This is a genomic window from Pseudomonas sp. G11 (genome assembly GCF_029457515.1).
In the GTDB taxonomy this organism is placed as follows: domain Bacteria; phylum Pseudomonadota; class Gammaproteobacteria; order Pseudomonadales; family Pseudomonadaceae; genus Aquipseudomonas; species Aquipseudomonas gorinensis.
This window is the reverse complement of record NZ_CP120377.1, coordinates 4,638,492-4,659,458: the sequence shown is the minus strand read 5'-3', so window position 1 is coordinate 4,659,458 and position 20,967 is coordinate 4,638,492. Positions and strand designations below refer to the sequence as shown.

Annotated in this window: 18 protein-coding genes; 8 read left to right on the top strand and 10 right to left on the bottom strand. The window is 60.8% G+C overall.

Going from position 1 to position 20,967, the window contains the following annotated elements:
• Positions 1 to 1,053: 1,053 nt before the first annotated feature.
• From P2T68_RS21370 to gloB, 7 genes are all read right to left on the bottom strand, one after another.
• Positions 1,054 to 2,649 carry an ABC transporter ATP-binding protein gene (locus P2T68_RS21370; RefSeq protein WP_150294002.1) on the bottom strand — a complete coding sequence of 532 codons (1,596 nt, stop codon included), beginning with the start codon at positions 2,647 to 2,649 and terminating at the stop codon, positions 1,054 to 1,056.
• Between the two features lies 1 nt (position 2,650).
• Positions 2,651 to 3,670, bottom strand: a complete 1,020-nt coding sequence (locus tag P2T68_RS21365) for an ABC transporter permease (RefSeq protein ID WP_024075099.1) — start codon at positions 3,668 to 3,670, stop codon at positions 2,651 to 2,653.
• 1 nt (position 3,671) lies between these two features.
• Entirely contained in the window at positions 3,672 to 4,748 is a 1,077-nt protein-coding gene (locus P2T68_RS21360) for a microcin C ABC transporter permease YejB (protein ID WP_024075100.1), read from the bottom strand.
• Complete coding sequence (locus P2T68_RS21355; RefSeq protein WP_277378250.1) at positions 4,749 to 6,581, bottom strand: extracellular solute-binding protein; 1,833 nt, start codon at positions 6,579 to 6,581, stop codon at positions 4,749 to 4,751.
• On the bottom strand, positions 6,578 to 8,407 hold the full coding sequence (locus tag P2T68_RS21350) for an extracellular solute-binding protein (RefSeq protein ID WP_024075102.1): 1,830 nt from the start codon (positions 8,405 to 8,407) through the stop codon (positions 6,578 to 6,580). Before P2T68_RS21350 ends, P2T68_RS21355 begins: the two co-directional genes overlap by 4 nt.
• Positions 8,408 to 8,618: 211 nt before the next feature.
• Positions 8,619 to 10,031 (bottom strand): lytic transglycosylase domain-containing protein, encoded by a 1,413-nt coding sequence (locus tag P2T68_RS21345; protein WP_069075856.1) that lies wholly within the window; start codon positions 10,029 to 10,031, stop codon positions 8,619 to 8,621.
• A 98-nt stretch (positions 10,032 to 10,129) separates the two neighbouring features.
• Positions 10,130 to 10,897, bottom strand: coding sequence for a hydroxyacylglutathione hydrolase (gene gloB / locus P2T68_RS21340; protein WP_024075104.1), 768 nt, complete (start codon positions 10,895 to 10,897; stop codon positions 10,130 to 10,132).
• A gap of 65 nt (positions 10,898 to 10,962) precedes the next feature.
• Between gloB and P2T68_RS21335 the strand changes: the two genes are divergently transcribed.
• The 5 genes from P2T68_RS21335 (at position 10,963) to P2T68_RS21315 (ending at position 16,000) form a co-directional block, all read left to right on the top strand.
• Complete coding sequence (locus P2T68_RS21335; protein ID WP_024075105.1) at positions 10,963 to 11,721, top strand: methyltransferase domain-containing protein; 759 nt, start codon at positions 10,963 to 10,965, stop codon at positions 11,719 to 11,721.
• Positions 11,722 to 11,807: 86 nt separating this feature from the next.
• Positions 11,808 to 12,260: a ribonuclease HI gene (gene rnhA / locus P2T68_RS21330; RefSeq protein ID WP_069075857.1), complete on the top strand. Its 453-nt coding sequence runs from the start codon at positions 11,808 to 11,810 to the stop codon at positions 12,258 to 12,260.
• 82 nt (positions 12,261 to 12,342) lie between these two features.
• On the top strand, positions 12,343 to 13,077 hold the full coding sequence (gene dnaQ / locus P2T68_RS21325; protein ID WP_168233117.1) for a DNA polymerase III subunit epsilon: 735 nt from the start codon (positions 12,343 to 12,345) through the stop codon (positions 13,075 to 13,077).
• Between the two features lie 92 nt (positions 13,078 to 13,169).
• The gene (locus P2T68_RS21320) at positions 13,170 to 15,425 is read left to right on the top strand and encodes an Orn/Lys/Arg decarboxylase N-terminal domain-containing protein (protein WP_024075108.1); all 2,256 of its coding nucleotides are present in this window, start codon (positions 13,170 to 13,172) and stop codon (positions 15,423 to 15,425) included.
• 20 nt (positions 15,426 to 15,445) lie between these two features.
• Positions 15,446 to 16,000 (top strand): GNAT family N-acetyltransferase, encoded by a 555-nt coding sequence (locus P2T68_RS21315; RefSeq protein ID WP_041160917.1) that lies wholly within the window; start codon positions 15,446 to 15,448, stop codon positions 15,998 to 16,000.
• A 90-nt stretch (positions 16,001 to 16,090) separates the two neighbouring features.
• Here P2T68_RS21315 and P2T68_RS21310 read toward each other — a convergent pair whose 3' ends face one another.
• A complete protein-coding gene (locus tag P2T68_RS21310; RefSeq protein WP_069075858.1) occupies positions 16,091 to 16,999 on the bottom strand; it encodes a LysR substrate-binding domain-containing protein in 909 nt (302 codons plus the stop codon).
• A 153-nt stretch (positions 17,000 to 17,152) separates the two neighbouring features.
• Here P2T68_RS21310 and gspG point away from each other — a divergent pair, with 153 nt between their 5' ends.
• Both gspG and P2T68_RS21300 read left to right on the top strand, forming a co-directional pair.
• Complete coding sequence (gene gspG / locus P2T68_RS21305; RefSeq protein ID WP_024075111.1) at positions 17,153 to 17,599, top strand: type II secretion system major pseudopilin GspG; 447 nt, start codon at positions 17,153 to 17,155, stop codon at positions 17,597 to 17,599.
• Positions 17,600 to 17,702: 103 nt separating this feature from the next.
• On the top strand, positions 17,703 to 18,047 hold the full coding sequence (locus tag P2T68_RS21300) for a hypothetical protein (RefSeq protein ID WP_041161183.1): 345 nt from the start codon (positions 17,703 to 17,705) through the stop codon (positions 18,045 to 18,047).
• A 63-nt stretch (positions 18,048 to 18,110) separates the two neighbouring features.
• On the opposite strand, the gene P2T68_RS21295 is transcribed toward P2T68_RS21300, so the two are convergent.
• A complete protein-coding gene (locus tag P2T68_RS21295; protein WP_027606489.1) occupies positions 18,111 to 18,347 on the bottom strand; it encodes a hypothetical protein in 237 nt (78 codons plus the stop codon).
• A gap of 227 nt (positions 18,348 to 18,574) precedes the next feature.
• Here P2T68_RS21295 and P2T68_RS21290 point away from each other — a divergent pair, with 227 nt between their 5' ends.
• Positions 18,575 to 19,132, top strand: coding sequence for an NAD(P)H-dependent oxidoreductase (locus P2T68_RS21290; protein ID WP_024075114.1), 558 nt, complete (start codon positions 18,575 to 18,577; stop codon positions 19,130 to 19,132).
• A gap of 55 nt (positions 19,133 to 19,187) precedes the next feature.
• On the opposite strand, the gene poxB is transcribed toward P2T68_RS21290, so the two are convergent.
• Complete coding sequence (poxB, locus tag P2T68_RS21285; RefSeq protein WP_277378249.1) at positions 19,188 to 20,912, bottom strand: ubiquinone-dependent pyruvate dehydrogenase; 1,725 nt, start codon at positions 20,910 to 20,912, stop codon at positions 19,188 to 19,190.
• Between the last annotated feature and the right edge of the window lie 55 nt (positions 20,913 to 20,967).

Here is a 20,967-nt window from a genome sequence, read left to right as displayed (position 1 = left end):
GGAGGTTTGGGGGCATATCCGTTGCTGCGGTAACGGCCACCTATGGTTCCGCTCTTACAGCGGGTCACTTTTGGCAAACGCCCCAAAAGTAACCAAAAGGTCTGTGCCCCACCACTCGGCACCTCGCTTAGGCTCGGTGTGCCCTCACTCCGGCTTTGGAGCGTGGGCCGCCGTCATGGGCCATCCCTGGCCCAGGACGGCTAACCCGGCGTCCTGCCGGGTTACCCACGCTCCAAAGCCTGCGTTCGGCCAGCGTGGTTTAACGGGGCGCCGAAGATCAAAAGCCAAAGCGCGGCGGCCTTATAGCCGACCGGTGTTGTGCCGGGTGTACTCGGTCAAAAATGTGGGAGGGGGCTTGCCCCCGATGAGGGAGTGTCAGCCACTTATTTGTTTGACTGACCCGGCGCTATCGGGGGCAAGCCCCCTCCCACATTTGGATCTCCACAGGTCAGAGATCTCCATAGGTCAGGTAGACCTCGGCCTGGTTTTGCTCTGTCTTTTGCTGTCTTGGAACCGACCGGAGTTGTGCCTGGTGTACTCGGTTAAGTGTGGGAGGGGGCTTGCCCCCGATGAGGGAGTGTCAGTCACTTATTTGTTGACTGACCCGGCGCCATCGGGGGCAAGCCCCCTCTCACATTTGGATCTGTATAGGTCAGAGATCTCCATGGGGTAGGTAGACTTCATCCTGCTTTTGCTCTGGCTTTGCTCTGCTTTTGCTCTGGCTTTTGATCTTGATCTTAGGCGCCCCGTTAAACCACGCTGGCCGAACGCAGGCTTGAATCCGTGGGTAACCCGGCAGGACGCCGGGTTAGCCGTCCTGGGCCAGGGATGGCCCATGACGGCGGCCCACGGATTCAAGCCGGAGTGAGGGCATGCCGAGCCTAGGCGAGGCACCGAGTGGTGGGGCAGGAGCCCTTTTGGTTACTTTTGGGGCTCTTTTCCAAAAGTGACCCGCCGTAAGGGCGGAACCGCCAGCCGCCGTTACCGCAGCAACGGATATGTACACCAACCCGCCAGTAACCATTACCACAGCAACCGCAATCCCCCCCCCAGTCAAACCAAAAACGCCGCCTCCAAAAGCTGCCGCGTATAAGCATGCTGCGGCTCAGCAAAAATCGCCGACGCCTCCCCCTGTTCCACCACCTGCCCATGCTTGACCACCATCAACTGATGGCTCAGCGCTTTCACCACCGCCAAGTCATGGCTGATAAACAGATACGTCAGGTTGTACTTGGCCTGCAAACTACGCAACAACTCCACCACCTGCCGCTGCACCGTTCGGTCCAGTGCCGACGTCGGCTCATCCAGCAAAATCAGGCGTGGCTTGAGCACCAATGCGCGGGCGATGGCGATGCGTTGACGCTGGCCCCCCGAGAATTCATGGGGATACCGATGCCGAGAGTCCGGGTCCAACCCGACTTCCTTGAGCGCCGCGATAATCGCCGCCTCCTGCTCCGCAGGCGTGCCCATCTTGTGGATGCGCAAGCCTTCGCCGACGATCTCGCTGACGCACATGCGCGGGCTCAGGCTGCCGAATGGGTCCTGGAACACCACCTGCATTTCCCGGCGCAATGGGCGCACTTGCTGTTGGCTGAGCGTGTCCAGTTGCTGGCCTTCGAAGCGAATCCCGCCTTTGCTGGCGATCAAGCGCAGAATCGCCAGGCCCAGGGTGGATTTGCCCGAGCCGCTTTCGCCGACGATGCCCAGGGTCTGGCCCTGGGGCAGGCTGAAGTTGATGCCGTCCACCGCCTTGACGTAATCGACGGTGTTGCGCAAAAAGCCTTTCTTGATCGGGAACCACACCTTGAGGTCGTCGACCTCCAGCAAGGGTGGCCCGATCGCCGTGCTGGCCGGTCCGCCGCTGGGTTCGGCGGCGAGCAATTCCTGGGTGTAGGGGTGCTGGGGCGATTGGAACAGCGTCTCGCAATCGGCCTGCTCGACAATACAACCCTGCTGCATCACACACACGCGATGGGCGATGCGCCGCACCAGGTTCAAGTCGTGGCTGATCAGCAGCAAGGCCATGCCCAGCCGTGCCTGCAACTCCTTGAGCAGTTCAAGGATCTTCAACTGCACCGTGACGTCGAGGGCCGTGGTCGGCTCGTCCGCAATCAACAACTCCGGTTCATTGGCCAGGGCCATGGCGATCATCACCCGTTGGCGCTGGCCGCCGGAGAGTTCATGGGGCAGGGCCTTGAGGCGCTTGTGCGGCTCGGGGATGCCCACCAGTTCGAGCAGTTCCAGGGTGCGTCGGGTGGCGACCTTGCCGGTCAGCCCCTTGTGCAGGCCGAGCACTTCGTTGATCTGTTTCTCGATGCAATGCAGGGGGTTGAGCGAGGTCATCGGCTCCTGGAAGATCATCGCGATACGGTTACCGCGAATGTGCCGGATGGTTTTTTCCTTGAGGGTCAGCAGGTCCTGGTCGGAATACTTGATGGTGCCGGACGGATGCCGTGCCAGCGGGTAGGGCAGCAGGCGCAGGATCGAGTGGGCGGTCACCGATTTGCCGGAGCCGCTTTCGCCGACCAGCGCCAGGGTCTCGCCGCGCTTGATATCGAAGCTGACGTTGTTGACCACGCGGTGGTGATGCTCGCCCGTGACGAACTCGACGGAGAGGTCGCGGATTTCGATCAGATTGTCCTGATTCATCTCATTTCCTCGGGTCGAAGGCATCGCGAGCGGACTCGCCGATAAACACCAGCAAACTCAGCATGATTGCCAGCACGGCAAACGCGCTCATGCCCAGCCACGGTGCCTGCAGGTTGGACTTGCCCTGGGCCACCAGTTCCCCCAGGGACGGCGAACCGGCCGGCAGGCCGAACCCGAGGAAGTCCAGGGCGGTGAGGGTGCCGATGGCGCCGGTGAGGATGAACGGCATGAAGGTCATGGTCGAGACCATGGCATTGGGCAGGATATGGCGGAACATGATCGCGCCATTCTGCATGCCCAGCGCTCGGGCCGCGCGTACGTATTCGAGGTTGCGCCCACGCAGGAACTCGGCGCGTACCACGTCCACCAGGCTCATCCAGGAGAACAGCAGCATGATCCCCAACAGCCACCAGAAGTTCGGCTGCACGAAGCTGGCGAGGATGATCAGCAGGTACAGCACCGGCAAGCCGGACCATATCTCCAGGAAGCGTTGCCCGGCCAGGTCGACCCAGCCGCCATAGAAGCCCTGCAGGGCCCCGGCGATCACGCCGATGATCGAGCTGAGCACGGTGAGGGTCAGGGCGAACAGCACCGACACGCGGAAGCCGTAGATCACCCGCGCCAGCACGTCGCGGCCCTGGTCATCGGTGCCCAACAGGTTCATCGACGAGGGGGGCGCGGGGGCGGGGACTTTCAGGTCGTAGTTGATGCTCTGGTAACTGAAGGGGATTGGCGCCCACAGTGTCCAGGCGTCCTTGGTCTTGAGCAGTTCCTGGATATACGGGCTCTTGTAGTTGGCCTCCAGGGGGAATTCACCGCCGAAGGTGGTCTCCGGGTAGCGCTTGAGTGCCGGGAAGTACCAGTCGCCGTCGTAATGGACCGCCAGCGGTTTGTCGTTGGCGATCAACTCGGCGCCCAGGCTCAACACGAACAGGATCAGGAACAGCCACAGCGACCACCAGCCACGTTTATTGGCCTTGAACCGCTCGAACCGGCGGCGATTGAGGGGGGATAGGTTCATCTCAATGCTCCCGGCTGGCGAAGTCGATGCGCGGATCGACCAGGGTGTAGGTGAGGTCGCCGATCAGTTTCACCACCAGCCCGAGCAGGGTGAAGATAAACAGCGTGCCGAAGACCACCGGGTAATCGCGATTGATCGCCGCTTCAAAACTCATCAGGCCCAGGCCGTCGAGGGAGAAGATCACTTCCACCAGCAAGGAGCCGGTGAAGAAAATCCCGATAAACGCCGACGGGAAGCCGGCGATCACCAGCAGCATGGCGTTACGGAACACGTGGCCATAGAGCACACGGTGGTTGGTCAGCCCCTTGGCCTTGGCGGTGACCACGTACTGTTTGTTGATTTCGTCGAGGAAACTGTTCTTGGTCAGCAGGGTCATGGTGGCGAAGTTGCCGATCACCAGGGCCGTAATCGGCAATGCCAGGTGCCAGAAATAATCGAGGATCTTGCCGCCCCAGCTCAGTTCGTCAAAGTTGTTGGAGGTCAGCCCGCGCAGGGGGAACCAGTCGAAGTAACTGCCGCCGGCAAACACCACGATCAGCAGGATCGCAAACAGGAACGCCGGGATCGCGTAGCCGACGATGATGGCCGAGCTGGTCCACACGTCGAAGTGGCTGCCATGGCGCGTGGCCTTGGCGATCCCCAGGGGGATCGACACCAGGTACATGATCAGCGTGCTCCACAACCCGAGGGAGATGGACACCGGCATTTTTTCCTTGATCAGGTCGATGACCTTGGCGTCACGGAAGAAACTGTCGCCAAAGTCCAGCCGGGCGTAGTTCTTGACCATGATCCACAAGCGTTCCGGCGCCGACTTGTCGAAGCCGTACATCTTTTCGATTTCCTTGATCAGCGCCGGGTCCAGGCCCTGGGCGCCGCGGTAGCTGCTGGAGCCGGCAACCGACACCTCCGCACCACCGCCGGCAATGCGGCTGGTAGCGCCTTCAAAGCCTTCGAGCTTGGCGATCATCTGCTCCACCGGGCCGCCTGGGGCGGCCTGGATAATGATGAAGTTGATCAGCAGGATCCCGAACAGCGTGGGGATAATCAGCAACAGGCGGCGAACAATGTAGGCCAGCATTTAATCGCCTCCGCTCGCCGGATCGGCGCTCGTATTCAGGGGGATCGCAGGTTTTTTGTCGGGTTTGGCCCACCAGGTCGAGGTGCCGACGTCATAGCGCGGCGAGACTTTCGGGTGGCCAAGATGGTCCCAGTACGCCACGCGGAAGGTCTTGATGTGCCAATTGGGGATCACGTAGTAGCCGAACTGGAGCACGCGATCCAACGCCTTGGCGTGGGCGATCAGGCTTTTGCGCGAGTCGGCGTCGATCAACGCTTCCACCAGTTGGTCGACGGCCGGGTCCTTGAGTCCCATGTAGTTGCGGCTGCCGGGCTTGTCGGCGCTGGAGGATTTCCAGAATTCGCGCTGTTCGTTGCCAGGTGAAGTGGACTGCGGAAAGCTGCCCACCAGCATGTCGAAATCCCGCGAGCGGATACGGTTGACGAACTGGGAGACGTCGACCCGGCGGATCACCAGGTCGATGCCCAGGTCTGCCAGGTTGCGCTTGAACGGCAGCAGGATACGCTCGAATTCAGTCTGGGCCAGCAGGAACTCGATGGTCACCGGTTTGCCCGTGGTGTCGACCATCTTGTCGTCGACGATACGCCAGCCGGCCTCCTGCAACAGCTGGTAAGCCTCGCGCTGTTGGGCGCGGATCATGCCGCTGCCGTCGGTTTTGGGCGGTTCGAACGCCTGGGTGAAGACTTCGGCTGGGATCTTGCCGCGCAGCGGTTCGAGGATCGCCAGTTCGTCCGGGCCGGGCAAGCCGGTGGCCGCCATTTCCGAGTTTTCGAAGTAGCTGCGGGTACGGGTGTAAGCCCCATTGAACAGCTGTTTGTTGCTCCACTCGAAGTCCAGCAACAGGCTGATGGCCTTGCGTACGCGCACGTCCTGGAACATGGGCTTGCGCGTGTTGAACACGAAGCCCTGCATGCCGGTGGGGTTGCCGTTGGGGATTTCTTCCTTGATCAACCGACCCTCGGCCACTGCGGGAATGTTGTAGGCGTTGGCCCAGTTCTTTGCGCTGAACTCCAGCCAGTAGTCGAACTGCCCGGCCTTCAACGCTTCCAGGGATACCGTGCTGTCGCGGTAATAGTCGGTGATGCGGTTATCGAAGTTGTAGAAGCCTTTGGTGACCGGCAGGTCCTTGGCCCAGTAGTCCTTGACCCGCTCATAGCGAATCATGCGCCCGGCCTTGACCTCTGCCACCTTGTACGGCCCGCTGCCCAGCGGAATTTCCAGGTTGCCCTTGGTGAAGTCGCGGGTCGCCCACCAATGTTTGGGCAATACCGGCAATTGGCCGAGGATCAGCGGCAATTCGCGGTTGTTGGTGCGCTTGAACTTGAACAGCACGCGCAGCGGGTCTTCGGCGACCACTTCGTCGACATCGGCGTAGTAGGTGCGGTAGAGCGGCGAGCCGTCTTTTATCAGGGCCTGGAAGGTGAACACCACGTCTTCGGCGCGGATCGGGTGGCCATCGTGGAAGCGCGCTTCCGGGCGCAGGTAGAAACGTACCCAGCTGTTGTCCGGGGCCTTCTCGATCTTGCCGGCCACCAGGCCGTATTCGGTGATGGGCTCATCCAGGCTTTGCATGGCCAGGGTGTCGTAGATCAGCGGCAGGTTGTCCGCTGGCACGCCCTTGCTGATGTAGGGGTTGAGGCTGTCGAAACCGCCCATCGCGGACTCGCGGAAAGTACCGCCTTTGGGCGCATCCGGGTTGACGTAGTCGAAGTGCTTGAAGTCGGCGGGGTATTTGGGTGGTTCGTTGTAGAGGGTCAGCGCATGTTGCGGGGCGGCATTGGCCGCAGTGCACAGCAACAGGCTGCCGAGCAGTGCAGTACGCAAAGACATCATTGGGCTTTCTCCGAAGCTTTCAGCCACCACGCGCTCAGGCCCAGGGTATAGGGCGGCGTGGTGACAAAGGCGAACCGGTTGCGGTACGCCAAGCGATGATAGTTGAGGTACCAGTTGGGAATGCTGTAGTGCTGCCAGAGCAGGACCCGGTCCAGGGCCCGGCCGGCGGCCAGTTGTTCTTCGCGGGTCTGCGCGGCCAGCAGTTGTTCCAGCAGATGGTCGACCACCGGGTTGGCGATGCCTGCGTAGTTCTTGCTGCCCTTGATCGTCGCCTGGCTGGAGTGGAAGTACTGCCACTGTTCGAGGCCGGGGCTGAGGGTCTGGTTGAGGGTGATCAGGATCATGTCGAAGTCGAACTGATCGAGGCGTTGCTTGTATTGCGCTCGGTCAACCGTGCGCAGGCGTGCATCGATGCCGACACTGATCAGGTTCTCGACATAGGGCTGCAGGATGCGCTCCAGGTTCGGGTTGACCAGCAGGATTTCAAAGCGCAGCGGTTGGCCGTCCTTGTTGAGCAATCGTTGGCCGGACAGCTTCCAGCCGGCTTCGCCGAGCAGGGCCAGGGCACGGCGCAGGGTCTCGCGCGGGATCCCGCGACCATCGGTCTGGGGCAGGCTGAACGGTTGGGTCAACAGGTTGGCTGGCAACTGGTCGCGGTAGGGCGAGAGCATCAGCCATTCATGCCCGACCGGAACGCCGGTGGCCGAGAATTCGCTGTTGGGGTAGTAACTCAAGGTGCGTTTGTAGGCACTGCTGAACAACGTTCGGTTGGTCCATTCGAAGTCGAACATCAGCCCCAGGGCTTCGCGCACCTTGGTCTGGCTGAAGGTCTGGCGCCGGGTGTTCATGAACAGGCCCTGGCTTTGGGTCGGGATCTGGTGGGCGATCTGCGCCTTGATCACGTCGCCGCGGTTGACAGCCGGGAAGTTGTAGCCATTCGCCCAGTTCTTGGCCTGGTGTTCGATATAGATATCGAACTCGCCGGCCTTGAACGCTTCGAAGGCCACGTCGCTGTCGCGGTAGAACTCGACTTCGACCTTGTCGAAGTTATAGAAGCCCTGGTTGACCGGCAGGTCCTTGCCCCAGTAGTCCTTGACCCGCTCGAACACCAGTTGTCGCCCGGGGGTGACCTTGCTGATGCGGTACGGCCCGCTGCCCAGCGGTGGCTCGAAGGTGGTGGCCTTGAAATCCCGATTTTTCCAGTAGTGCTGGGGCAGCACCGGTAACTCGCCCAGGCGCAGGATCAGCAATGGGTTGCCGGCGCGCTTGAACACGAAGCGGATGCGGTGACGATTGAGGATGTCGACCCGCGCCACTTCCTGCAGGTTGGTGCGGTACTGCGGGTGGCCTTCGGTCAGCAGGGTGCGATAGGAAAACGCCACGTCATAGGCAGTGATTGGCTTGCCATCGTGGAAGCGTGCCTGGGGGCGCAGGTTGAACACCACCCAACTGCGGTCCTCGCTGTACTCCACCGATTGGGCAATCAGGCCGTAGCTGGAGGTGGGCTCATCGCCGGATGGCGCGTATTGGCCAGTGCCGACCATCAATGGCTCGTTCAGCTCATTGACGCCGTATTGCAGGAAGTTGGGCGTGGAGACCGGGCTTGAGCCCTTGAAGGTGTAGGGGTTGAGGGTATCGAACGTACCAAAAGCCATGACCCGCAACGTCCCGCCTTTCGGCGCTGCGGGGTTTACCCAATCGAAGTGGGTGAATTTTGCTGGGTACTTGAGCGTGCCGAACTGCGTGTAACCGTGACTCTCGGTAATCGTCGCATTCGCAGCAAAGCTCAAGGCCAGACTTATTAGTAGAAGGAGGGGTCGCTTCAAGTCAGAGATCCGATCCAGGCGGCTTGGGCTTTAAGCTCGGTACAGTAACAGCTTGTTCCGGTTGGAAAAAGCCGGTTGGAAACACTGGAGAACCAATGTGGGAGGGGGCTTGCCTCCGATATCGGTGGATCAGCCAATGAATCTGGTGGCTGACACACTGCTATCGGGGGCAAGCCCCCTCCCACATTGGTTCTACAGTGTTCTTGAGGTATCAGCGCGGCCCGGAAACCACCAGCATCTGCCCCGGCTTCAGCGCCTGGCCAGTGCGTGGGTTCCAGCGCTTGAGATGTTGCATCTCGACGTTGAAGCGCTTGGCGACGATGTACAGCGAGTCGCCTTTCTTGACCTTGTATTGCACGGGCTTCTTGCTGTCGGCCTTGGCCACCAGCTTGCGGGTGTCCTGCATCACCAGGGTCTGGCCGACCTTGAGCTGCTGGCCATTGAGCTTGTTCCAGCGTTGCAGGTCGTGTACGTCGACCTTGTTGGCCTTGGCGATCAGCGTCAGGTTGTCGCCCGTGCGTACCTTGTAGGTGCGGGTACGGCCGGCCACCCGTGTGCTCTCGACTTCGTCGAACACCTGCTTCTTAGGGCGCATCGCCAGCAATTCTTCCGGCTTCATCGTCGAAAGCGTGCTGGTGAGCAATTGTGCCTTCGAACTGGGTACCAGCAGATGCTGCGGGCCATCCAGGGTGGTGCGTTGCTTGAGCGCCGGGTTGAGCTGGAACAGTTCGTCTTCGTCGATCTCGGCCAGTGCCGCGACCCGGGACAGGTCCATGCTTTGCTTGACCTCAACCACTTCGAAATACGGCGTGTTGGCGATCGGGTTCAGGTTGACGCCGTAGGCCTCCGGGGCCAGCACCACCTGGGACAGCGCCAGGAACTTGGGCACGTAGTCCTTGGTTTCCTGGGGCAGGGGCAGGTTCCAGTAGTCCGTCGGCAAACCGAGCTTTTCGTTGCGCTCGATGGCCCGGCTTACCGTGCCTTCGCCGGCGTTATACGCCGCCAGGGCCAGCAGCCAGTCGCCGTTGAACATGTCATGCAGGCGCGTCAGGTAGTCCAGGGCGGCGGTGGTGGAGGCGGTGATGTCGCGGCGGCCGTCGTAGGCGCGGGTCTGGCGCAGGTTGAAGTAGCGCCCGGTGGAGGGAATGAACTGCCACAAGCCAACCGCATCGCTGCGCGAATAGGCCATTGGGTTGTAGGCACTTTCAATCACTGGCAGCAACGCCAGTTCCAGGGGCATGTTGCGTTCTTCAAGGCGTTCGACGATGTAGTGAATGTAGAGACTGCCGCGTTCGCCGGCGTTCTCCAGGAAGGAAGGGTTGCTCGCGAACCACAGGCGTTGCTGTTCGATGCGCGGGTTGACGCCCAGGCCGTCCTGCAATTGAAAGCCCCGGCGCATGCGCTCCCAGACATCCTGGGGGGCTTCGGGGCTGGGCTTCTCTGAAAGCCAGATAGGTTTTTGCTTGATCTTGGCAGCAAGATTCGGTTTGGGTTGCACGGTGGATTGTGCAGCGAAATTTGTCGATTGGCAGCCCGCCAGAGTTGCGGAGACAGCCACCGCCACGGCTTGAGCCAGGCGGGTCAATGCGTCTGAATGGTTGGATTTACGAGTAGATGACGACATTGGCTGGAAGTAAGTTCCGGGCAAAAATGTCGGGCGATTCTAGAAAGCGCTTTGGTTCCGGTCAACCATTCAGAAATTACGTATCAGATTGCGTTGGCTTAGAACTTATCTTTCCATGCCCTCAAGCTAGCAAATACCTCGGCCCCAGAGCGGTTGTCGCGACCATTCCGTTCGTCCGCTTTTTGTTTAACGGATGTTTCAGAGGTGCGCAGGAAGGGGTTGGTACGCTTTTCCAGGGCCAGGTTGGAAGGCAGTGTGATCTCGCCACGGGCGCGCAGTTGGTTGACGCTTTCCACTCGTTCGGCGATATCGCGGTTGTGCGGTTCCACGGCCTGGGCAAACTTGAGGTTGCTTTGTGTGTATTCGTGGGTGCAGTACACCAACGTGTCGGCGGGCAGGGCCGCCAGGCGCTCAAGCGAGGCGTGCATCTGCTCGGGTGTGCCTTCGAACAGGCGACCGCAGCCGGCGGCGAACAGGGTATCGCCACACAGCAGCACGCCCGGGTGATAAAACGCGATGTGCCCCAGGGTATGGCCAGGCACGGCATACACGTCGAAATCCCAGCCCAGTACGCTGATGCGGTCGTTATCGTGCAGGTCGACGTCCCGCGCCGGGATCTGCTCGTTGGCCGGGCCATAGACCTTGGCGCCGGTCACACGTTTGATCTGCTCCACGCCGCCGACATGATCATGGTGATGGTGGGTGACCAGGATATCGCTGAGGTGCCACTCGGGGTTCTGCTTGAGCCAGGCCAGTACGGGAGCGGCATCGCCGGGGTCGACCACGGCGCAACGGTGGGTATGTGGGTCCTGCAACAGCCAGATGTAGTTGTCGGTGAAGGCGGGTAGGGCACTGATCTGTATCATTCTTTGATTCGCCAAGCTGAACACATTGGTGCATCTTAGAACGTCTAGGCGAGTTGGAGAATGCAATGACTGATAAAGCGTTCGCCCAGGCCGATCCTGAATGGCTGGCCCTGATCAGCGCAGCCCGGGAGTGGCTGTCGGGTCCGATCGGGCAATTTTTGCTGGACGAGGAACGGCGCATGCTCGAGGACGAGCTGGGGCGGTTCTTTGGTGGTTACCTGGTGCATTACGGTCCCTCGGCCCAGACGCCGCCTGCCGCGCCGCAGGTGCAACGCAATGTACGCCTGGGCGCGCCGTTGCCGGGGGTGGAGATTGTCTGCGAGGAACAGGCCTGGCCGTTGAGCGAGCACGCCGCCGATGTGGTGGTGTTGCAGCATGGCCTGGATTTCTGCCTGTCGCCCCACGGCCTGCTGCGTGAAGCCGCCAGCGCCGTGCGTCCAGGCGGCCATTTGCTGATTATCGGGATCAACCCCTGGAGCAGCTGGGGCCTGCGGCATGTATTCGCCCATGACGGGCTGCGCCAGGCACGCTGTATCTCGCCGTCACGGGTGGGTGACTGGCTGAACCTGCTGGGCTTTGCGCTGGAGAAACGCCGCTTCGGGTGCTATCGTCCGCCGCTGGCGTCGACCAAGTGGCAGGGCCGCCTGGCCGGCTGGGAACGTCGGGCGGGTGCCTGGCAATTGTCGGGTGGCGGCTTCTATTTATTGGTGGCGCGCAAGATCGTGGTGGGGCTGCGCCCGGTACGCCAGGTGCTACGCCAGCCCATGGGCAAGCTGGTGCCGATGCCGATGGCCAAGGTCAATCGCAAGCAAAGCGAACCGTAAAACTCTTTTTTGATTTCAGGCCGGGTCACTCGGCCTCGGGATACTGTCGGCCGATGGCCGGCAGCCCGTCTTGATGGATGCAACCGATGACCGATAGCGTAGAACTCTTCACCGATGGCGCCTGCAAGGGCAACCCCGGTCCCGGTGGCTGGGGCGCCTTGCTGGTGTGCAAGGGCGTGGAGAAGGAACTGTGGGGCGGCGAAGCCAACACCACCAATAACCGCATGGAGCTGATGGGCGCCATCCGTGGGCTGGAAGAACTCAAGCGTCGTTGCGACGTGCTGCTGGTGACCGACTCGCAATACGTTATGAAGGGCATCAACGAATGGATGGTCAACTGGAAGAAGCGTGGCTGGAAGACCGCCGCCAAGGAGCCGGTGAAAAATGCCGACCTCTGGCAATTGCTGGATGAGCAATGCAATCGCCATAACATTACCTGGAAATGGGTGCGTGGGCACATCGGCCATCATGGCAACGAACGCGCCGACCAACTGGCCAACCGTGGTGTCGATGAAGTGCGCGGCTACAAGCAGAGTTGAGGCTGGCTGACGTGTTAACATCGCCCACGTTGACTCACACCACACTGCATACCACACCGTTGAGAGCTGAACCCTGATGGCCATCCGATCTGTTGTACTCGATACCGAAACCACCGGCATGCCGGTGACCGACGGCCACCGGATCATTGAAATCGGCTGTGTCGAACTCATGGGTCGTCGCCTCACCGGTCGCCACTTCCATGTGTACCTGCAACCGGACCGGGAAAGTGACGAAGGCGCGATTGGCGTCCACGGCATCACCGATGAATTCCTCAAGGGCAAGCCGCGTTTCGCCGAAGTGGCCGATGAATTCTTCGAGTTCATCAACGGCGCACAGCTGATCATCCATAACGCGGCGTTCGACATCGGCTTCATCAATAACGAATTTGCCCTGATGGGGCAGACGGACCGTGCGGATATTTCCCGGCATTGCACGATCCTCGACACCTTGATGATGGCCCGTGAGCGTCATCCTGGGCAGCGCAACAGCCTCGATGCCTTGTGCAAACGCTATGGCGTCGACAACTCCGGCCGTGAACTGCACGGCGCGTTGCTCGACTCCGAGATTCTCGCCGACGTTTACCTGACCATGACCGGCGGGCAGACCAGCCTGTCCCTGGCTGGCAACGCCTCCGATGGTGCCGGTTCGGCGGAAGGCTCGGGCAACCGCCCTTCGGAAATCCGCCGTCTGCCGGCCGATCGCAAGCCAACCCCAATCATCCGCGCCAGCGAGCAGGACCTGGCCGAGCACGCGGCGCGGCTGGAAGCGATTGCAAAGTCGGCGGGTGCGCCGGCGTTGTGGACCCAGCTGATGTAGGCGCGGGCTTGCTCGCTCCCGCACAGGACGTTCGCAAGATCGTCCCCGAGCTTCTACCCTTGAGTGCATAGCCCTCAGGACTACAAGCCCTCATGTATAAAGACCTGAAGTTTCCCGTCCTTATCGTGCACCGCGACATCAAGGCCGACACCGTTGCCGGTGACCGGGTTCGAGGCATCGCCAGAGAGTTGGAACAAGAGGGGTTCAGTATCTTTTCCGCGGTGGACTACGCCGAAGGCCGGCTGGTGGCGTCTACCCATCACGGCCTGGCATGCATGCTGATTGCTGCCGAAGGCGCCGGGGAAAATACCCACTTGCTGCAAAACATGGTCGAGCTGATCCGCCTGGCGCGGGTGAGGGCGCCCAACCTGCCGATCTTTGCCCTGGGCGAGCAAGTCACCCTGGAAAATGCACCGGCCGATGCGATGAGTGAGCTCAATCAACTGCGCGGCATCCTTTACCTGTTTGAAGACACCGTGCCGTTTCTGGCCCGTCAGGTCGCGCGCGCGGCGCGTACTTACCTGGATGGCCTGTTGCCGCCGTTCTTCAAAGCCCTGGTGCAGCACACCGCCGACTCCAATTACTCCTGGCACACGCCAGGCCATGGCGGCGGCGTGGCCTATCGCAAGAGCCCTGTAGGGCAGGCGTTCCATCAGTTCTTTGGGGAAAACACCCTGCGTTCGGACCTTTCTGTCTCGGTGCCGGAGCTGGGTTCGCTGCTGGATCACACCGGGCCCTTGGCCGAAGCCGAAGCCCGCGCCGCGCGCAACTTTGGCGCCGATCACACGTTCTTCGTGATTAACGGCACGTCGACCGCCAACAAGATCGTCTGGCATTCGATGGTCGGTCGCGATGACCTGGTGCTGGTGGATCGCAACTGCCACAAGTCGGTGTTGCATTCGATCATCATGACCGGTGCCATCCCTCTATACCTGTGCCCGGAGCGCAACGAACTGGGCATCATCGGCCCGATCCCCCTCAGCGAATTCAGCCCCGCGTCGATCCGCGCCAAGATCGACGCCAGCCCGCTGACCCGTGGCCGCCCAGCGAAAGTGAAGCTGGCTGTGGTCACCAACTCCACCTACGACGGCCTGTGCTACAACGCCGAGCTGATCAAGCAGCAATTGGGCGGGAGTGTCGAGGTGCTGCACTTTGACGAAGCCTGGTACGCCTACGCGGCGTTTCACGAGTTTTTCGCCGGGCGCTACGGCATGGGCACTTCGCGAACCCCCGACAGCCCGCTGGTGTTTACCACTCACTCCACGCATAAATTGCTGGCGGCGTTCAGCCAGGCCTCGATGATTCATGTGCAGGACGGCGGCGCACGGCAGTTGGACCGCGACCGTTTCAATGAAGCGTTCATGATGCATATCTCCACTTCGCCGCAGTACAGCATCATCGCCTCGCTGGACGTGGCGTCGGCGATGATGGAGGGGCCCGCAGGGCGCTCGCTGTTGCAGGAAATGTTTGACGAGGCCCTGAGCTTCCGACGTGCCCTGGCCAACCTGCGCCAGCATATTGCAGCCGAGGACTGGTGGTTTTCCATCTGGCAGCCGCCCTCGGTAGCGGGTATCGATCGCGTCGCCACGGCGGATTGGCTGTTGCAGCCTGAGGATGATTGGCACGGTTTTGGTGACGTGGCTGAAGATTACGTATTGCTGGACCCGATCAAAGTGACATTGGTCATGCCCGGCCTCAACGCCGGTGGCGCGTTGAGCGACTGCGGGATCCCGGCAGCCGTGGTCAGCAAGTTTCTCTGGGAGCGTGGGCTGGTGGTGGAGAAGACCGGTTTGTATTCGTTCCTGGTCCTGTTTTCCATGGGGATCACCAAAGGCAAATGGAGTACCTTGCTCACCGAATTGTTGGAGTTCAAGCGCAGCTACGACGCCAACATCAGCCTGGCCAGTTGCCTGCCCTCGGTGTTTGCCCAAGGCCCCGCCCGTTATCAAGGCCTGGGTTTGCGCGACCTGTGCGATCAATTGCACGCCTGTTACCGTAGCAATGCCACTGCCAGGCACCTCAAGAGGATGTACACGGTGTTGCCGGAAATCGCGATGAAACCGGCCGACGCCTACGACCAATTGGTGAAGGGGGAAGTGGAGGCGGTTTCCATTGATGCCTTGCCAGGGCGCATCGCAGCCGTGATGCTGGTGCCTTATCCGCCGGGTATTCCATTGATTATGCCGGGCGAGCGTTTTACCGAATCGACGCGATCGATCATCGACTACCTGGCGTTTGCCCGGACATTTGATAGCAGTTTCCCTGGGTTTGTCGCGGATGTTCATGGATTGCAACACGAAGATGACGGCAACGGCCGTTGTTACACCGTCGATTGCATCAAGGGTTAAGGATGTTTATGCAAGCTGTAATGAACCCGAAGTATCCAGGGCTCAGTGTGCGGGTCGCCGACGAAGGCTTCGATGCCTACGTATGGGGCAATGATTTCAGTTTTGAGGTCAGCGCCTATGGTGTGCCCGAGATGGGCAAGCGGGTCGATCAATGGGCCGTGGAGCGTATCTTGCCGTACCGCAAGTGCTATGGCATCGACCCGGAAGAGTTCGCCAGCTTTCGCGATGCGCCGGACAGCGCGATCTTCATGGCCTTCCTGGATGACCGTGCGGTGGGGCATATCGTGGTCAGTACCAATTGGAATGGCTTTGCCCATGTCGACGAGTTGGCGGTGGCCTTGCCCGCCCGCCGTCATGGGGTGGCCAAGGCCCTGCTGGACGTGGCGCAGTTCTGGAGCCGCAAGAAAAACCTGCCGGGCATGATGCTCGAAACCCAGAACAACAACCTCGGTGCCTGCCGGCTGTACGAGCGCTGTGGGTACGTGATGGGCGGAATCGACCACCTGCGTTATCGCGGCATCGACCCACAAACCCGGGAGGTGGCGATTTTCTGGTACCGGTTGTTCAAGCAGTAGGCGCGAACGTGCTCGCGAAAAACACACCGGCGTCGCGTTAAGCCTGACTGCCTGCGCCAGCGTTGCAGGTCTTCGCGCGCAAGCTCGCGCCTACAGGGGTTTTGCCTCGCCAGAGAGAAGGCCTTCGGCTTTCTGCGTGACAATCTCCAGCAATGCATTCAACGCCGGTGAGGTTGCGCCATCCCTGAGTGTCAGTGCGTACAGGTTGACCAGGATCGGCGGCGACACCGGGCAGGTATCGAGCCCGGCCTCCCGCGCACCGAATGCGGTGAACGGATCGACAATCGCCAGGCCTTCACCGGCCTCCACCATGCTGCGCATCATCTGGTAGGTCTGTACCCGCGTCTGCACCACCGGCAGCGGGCGCAAGGCTTGCAGCTTGGCGTCCAGCAGGCGGCTCAGCGGGTCCTGGCCTTCCAGCCCGATCATCGACTGCCCGGCCAGGTCCTGTAGCGCAATGTACTTCTGCTTGGGTTTCAGCCAGCCATGGGGCGCGAGCAGTTGCAGCTTGCCCTGGGCCAATACGGTGCTTTGGATTTGTGGGTGTTCCGGGTCATGCAGGCTCAGGCCCACATCGGCTTCATGCAGCAACAGGCTCCTGACAATCTCCCGAGTCGGCTGGCTCGAGAGGTTGCACGGCGTGTCCTGGAAGCGGCGGCGCAGCACCGCGATGCTTTGCGGCAACAGTTGGTTGGCCAGCGGCGGAGTGCACAGGGCGCGCAGTGTGGGGGCGTGATGGTGCTTCAGGCGGCTGGCCAGGCGTTGTATGGGCTCCAGCGCTTCATAGAGGTGGGCGATTTCGGCCTGCAGTTCCAGGGTTTCCCGGGTTGCCTGCAGACGCCCGCGTACACTGGCAAACAGCATGAAACCCATTTGCTGCTCGGCATCCTTGAGCGTGGCGTCCACATCGCCCACGGGGAGTTGCAACCATTCGGCGGCCGTGCCGAGGTGTCCGGTCTGCAAGATAGCCTGAATCACTTCGATATGACGTAAACGCATGGCCGGAGTCTAGGGTCAGCCGTGCAGGGATTCAATGGCCTGTCAAAAAACAGCGTGAACGTTGATTCGCGTCGACTAACGTTGGCCTTGCGCAACTGCAACAAGCAGGTCATATAACGAGCGTATCAACCGAGAGACAAGGGGGGGCTCACGATGCCTGTAGCAATCGCAGTCGGCAATTTGCGCACCCATCGCGGCTTTACGCGGTGGGCGGTGCTGGTAGTACTGGTCATCATCGGCTTGCTGGCCCTGGCGTTGGGGCCGCGGCTGTTTGGGGAGGTGACCCTGATGGAAATTGCCACGGCCAAGGCCCAGGTCGCCGAGTTGGGCAAGGCTGTCGAACAGTTTCATAACGACACGGGGCGCTACCCGACGGATAAGGAAGGCCTGGAGGTGCTTGTCCAGCAGCCTGCAGGCGAGGTGAAGTGGAAGGGCCCTTACATCGACGAGGATCTGCTGAACGATCCCTGGGGGGTTGCCTATCAGTACCACTTTCCGCCGAGCCAGCCCCAGGTCTCGTTCGATCTGTTCTCATTCGGCAAGGACCGGACATTGGGCGGTGTCGGGGATAACAAGGATATTACCTACGGAGACAACTGATTCATCTGGCATTACCCATCGACCTGATTAGAATGGCTCGTCTGATCACTAACGACCAATGCCGGTTACCCGGTACTTACAACAAAAACAGGTCTGGTCTCAAATGCCGATGCCCACGAAATTCCTCGGGGTAACGGCCAGGCAACTGCTGGTCCTGGTGACCGTGGGGTGCGTGGCCGCTTATCTTTTCAGTAATCACGATGACGCCACGCCCGAAAGCCTTGCACGGGTTGCCTTTATCCGTTCCCAGGAACAGGTGAGCGAACAAGTCGGGGCGATATTGGGCGTCACGCTGGTGCGGCAGGTGGTGGCGTATCCCGCGTACGGCTCGCCGGGCTACCAGCGCTTGATGTATGCCGTTGAGGGCGAGAAAGGGCAACTGATGGTGACGCTCAAGCAGATCGAGGGGGATCAGGGGATTGAAGTGACGGAGATTCGCCGTCCGTGATCGCCCGGCCCAGTCAATGCCGTCAATGGCCAGGACTGAGCAGGTACGCTCGGGTGATCAATCTTATGAGGCGAGGGTGGTTTGCGATTCGCGGACGATAATGGTCCCCGACTGGATCAGTTTGAATTCATCGCCTTCCAGTTTCTCTACACGGTCGCCAATGGCCAGCTTGTAGGTGGTGGTGGGTGCCGAGCCAGCCAGGTCGCCTTGCGCCGGGTTGGATTCCTGGAACTCATGCACCGAATACACACGTCCTTCTGCGTCTCTGGCATGAAACTGTCCGACTAATACTGCTGCCATCTGTTTAGAACCTCTGGAGATAAACACTCGATTTTCGGTTCTGTAGACCGTCGTAGAGCGGGGTAGTTTACCTATTGAAAAAAAATACTATTCGCTGATGTTTTCAGATGCGTCCTACGTAAGGAGCTACGAGGCAAACGCCTGGGGATTATCAAAACCCTCTGGTGAACCCGCCGCGAAGACTCTATAACTACAAGCTCCTTTAGTCAGACGTCGGGAAAACCTCAATGAGCAAGGTCTACACGATTGCCGTCCTGGTTGGCAGCTTGAGAAAAGAGTCGATCAACCGCAAGGTCGCCTTGGCCTTGGCCGAACTGGCCCCAGCCAACCTCACATTGAAAATTGTCGAAATTGGCGATTTGCCGCTCTACAACGAGGACATCGACGGGGCATCACCGCCCGCAGCCTACAGTACTTTCCGTCAACAGGTACGTTCATCCGACGCGGTGCTGTTCGTAACCCCGGAATACAACCGTTCCGTGCCCGCCCCGTTGAAGAATGCGATTGACGTGGGTTCGCGCCCTTACGGGCAAAGTGCCTGGAGCGGCAAGCCGGGGGCGATCATCAGCGTCTCGCCAGGGGCAATTGGCGGGTTTGGCGCCAACCACCATCTGCGCCAGTCCCTGGTGTTTCTCGATGTGCCGTGCATGCAGCAGCCGGAAGCCTATCTGGGTGGGGCTGGCAATGTGTTCGATGACGCTGGCGCGGTATCGGAAAAGACCAAGCCGTTCCTGCAGGCGTTTATCGATGCCTACGGCAAATGGGTAGAAAAACAGAGCGCTTGAATCGGCACTGATTATCCAATGTGGGAGGGGGCTTGCCCCCTCTCACAGTACTGGATCAGCGCAACCAGTTGGTCCGCGCCAACTCGATCACCTCATCCCCCCGTCCACTCATGACCGCCTTGAGCATGTACAGGCTGAAGCCCTTGGCCTGTTCCAGCTTGATGCTCGGCGGCATCACCAGCTCTTGCGTGGCTGTGACCACGTCCACCAGCACCGGGCCATCATGGGCCAGGGCGCGGCGCAGGGCCGGTTCCAGGTCTTCGGATTGCTCCACGCGAATCCCCAGGATGCCCATGGCATTGGACATGGCCGCGAAGTCCGGGTTTTTCAGCTCGGTACCGGCATCCAGATAGCCGGCCGCTTTCATTTCCATGGCGACAAAACCCAGCGACGAGTTATCGAACACGATGACTTTCACTGGCAACTTCAGTTGCGCCAATGAAATGAAATCGCCCATCAGCATGGCAAAACCCCCGTCGCCCGACATCGAGATCACTTGCCGGCCGGGGAAAGCGGCCTGGGCGCCGATGGCCTGGGGCATGGCGTTGGCCATCGAGCCGTGGTTGAACGAGCCGATCAGGCGGCGCTTGCCGTTCATTTTCAGGTAGCGCGCCGCCCACACGGTCGGAGAACCGACATCGGCGGTGAAGATCGCATCGTCGTCGGCCAGCTCGCTGAGCAAGCGCGCGACGTATTGCGGGTGAATCGGCCGGCCGGCCTTGGACGGTTGCGCCAGGTCATCCAGGCCCTGGCGAGCTTTCTCGTAGTGCTTCAAGGAGGTCTCGAGGAAGCTGCGATCGGTCTTGCGGGTCAGGCGCGGCAGGAGCGCGCCGATGGTCTCGCTCACATCCGCCGCGATGCCCAGGTCCAGGGTGGCGCGACGCCCCAGCGCCTGCGGGTTGCGGTCGATCTGGATGATTTTCGCGTCAGTGGGGTAGAACTGGCGGTACGGAAAGTCAGTGCCGAGCATGATCAGCGTGTCGCAGTCGAGCATGGCGTGGTAGCCGGAGCTGAAACCGATCAGGCCGGTCATGCCCACGTCGAATGGGTTGTCCCATTCCACATGTTCCTTGCCGCGCAGGGCGTGTACGACCGGTGCGCCCAGGGCGTCGGCGAGCGCCACCACTTGGTCATGGGCGCCGTCACAACCGCTGCCGCACAGCAGGGTGACTTTCTGGCTGCTGGCGAGGATTTCGCCGAGGCGCTGCAGGTCTTGTTCCGCTGGCAAGGTGCGGGGTGCATGCAGGGCCGGCCAGGGCTTGAGCGTGTTCTCGACTTCCAGCAATGACACATCCCCCGGAATCACCACCACGGCCACGCCGCGATTGAGGATCGCCGAGCGCATGGCACGGTGCAGCACGTGCGGCATTTGCTCAGGGTTGGTCACCAGCTCGATAAAGTGGCTGCACTCCTTGAACAGCTCCTGGGGGTGGGTTTCCTGGAAGTAGTTCAGGCCAATCTCGGAAGACGGGATCTGGGCCGCGATCGCCAGCACCGGTACATGGTTGCGATGACAGTCGAACAGGCCATTGATCAAATGCAGGTTGCCCGGCCCGCAACTGCCAGCGCACACCGTCAATTCACCGGTGGCCGCCGCTTCGGCACCGGCGGCGAATGCGGCGACTTCCTCGTGGCGAACGTGCATCCACTCGATGCTGTCCATGGTGCGCAACGCATCGGTGAGGCCGTTGAGGCTGTCGCCGGTCAGGCCCCAGATGCGCTTGATGCCCGCCTGCTCAAGGGTGGTCGCCAGTTGTTGGGCCAGGTTGATTTTCGCCATGAAGAACTCCAATCGTCAGTGAGGGTAAAAGCTGCTGATCAGTAGAGGACAGTTC

Excerpts from the sequence above, each read along its gene's own strand:
- P2T68_RS21370 (WP_150294002.1), bottom strand. The coding sequence starts at position 2,649 with ATGAATCAGGACAATCTGATCGAAATCCGCGACCTCTCCGTCGAGTTC.
- P2T68_RS21365 (WP_024075099.1), bottom strand. The coding sequence starts at position 3,670 with ATGAACCTATCCCCCCTCAATCGCCGCCGGTTCGAGCGGTTCAAGGCC.
- P2T68_RS21360 (WP_024075100.1), bottom strand. The coding sequence starts at position 4,748 with ATGCTGGCCTACATTGTTCGCCGCCTGTTGCTGATTATCCCCACGCTG.
- P2T68_RS21355 (WP_277378250.1), bottom strand. The coding sequence starts at position 6,581 with ATGATGTCTTTGCGTACTGCACTGCTCGGCAGCCTGTTGCTGTGCACT.
- P2T68_RS21345 (WP_069075856.1), bottom strand. The coding sequence starts at position 10,031 with ATGTCGTCATCTACTCGTAAATCCAACCATTCAGACGCATTGACCCGC.
- gloB (WP_024075104.1), bottom strand. The coding sequence starts at position 10,897 with ATGATACAGATCAGTGCCCTACCCGCCTTCACCGACAACTACATCTGG.
- P2T68_RS21335 (WP_024075105.1), top strand. The coding sequence starts at position 10,963 with ATGACTGATAAAGCGTTCGCCCAGGCCGATCCTGAATGGCTGGCCCTG.
- rnhA (WP_069075857.1), top strand. The coding sequence starts at position 11,808 with ATGACCGATAGCGTAGAACTCTTCACCGATGGCGCCTGCAAGGGCAAC.
- P2T68_RS21320 (WP_024075108.1), top strand. The coding sequence starts at position 13,170 with ATGTATAAAGACCTGAAGTTTCCCGTCCTTATCGTGCACCGCGACATC.
- P2T68_RS21315 (WP_041160917.1), top strand. The coding sequence starts at position 15,446 with ATGAACCCGAAGTATCCAGGGCTCAGTGTGCGGGTCGCCGACGAAGGC.
- P2T68_RS21310 (WP_069075858.1), bottom strand. The coding sequence starts at position 16,999 with ATGCGTTTACGTCATATCGAAGTGATTCAGGCTATCTTGCAGACCGGA.
- gspG (WP_024075111.1), top strand. The coding sequence starts at position 17,153 with ATGCCTGTAGCAATCGCAGTCGGCAATTTGCGCACCCATCGCGGCTTT.
- P2T68_RS21300 (WP_041161183.1), top strand. The coding sequence starts at position 17,703 with ATGCCGATGCCCACGAAATTCCTCGGGGTAACGGCCAGGCAACTGCTG.
- P2T68_RS21295 (WP_027606489.1), bottom strand. The coding sequence starts at position 18,347 with ATGGCAGCAGTATTAGTCGGACAGTTTCATGCCAGAGACGCAGAAGGA.
- P2T68_RS21290 (WP_024075114.1), top strand. The coding sequence starts at position 18,575 with ATGAGCAAGGTCTACACGATTGCCGTCCTGGTTGGCAGCTTGAGAAAA.
- poxB (WP_277378249.1), bottom strand. The coding sequence starts at position 20,912 with ATGGCGAAAATCAACCTGGCCCAACAACTGGCGACCACCCTTGAGCAG.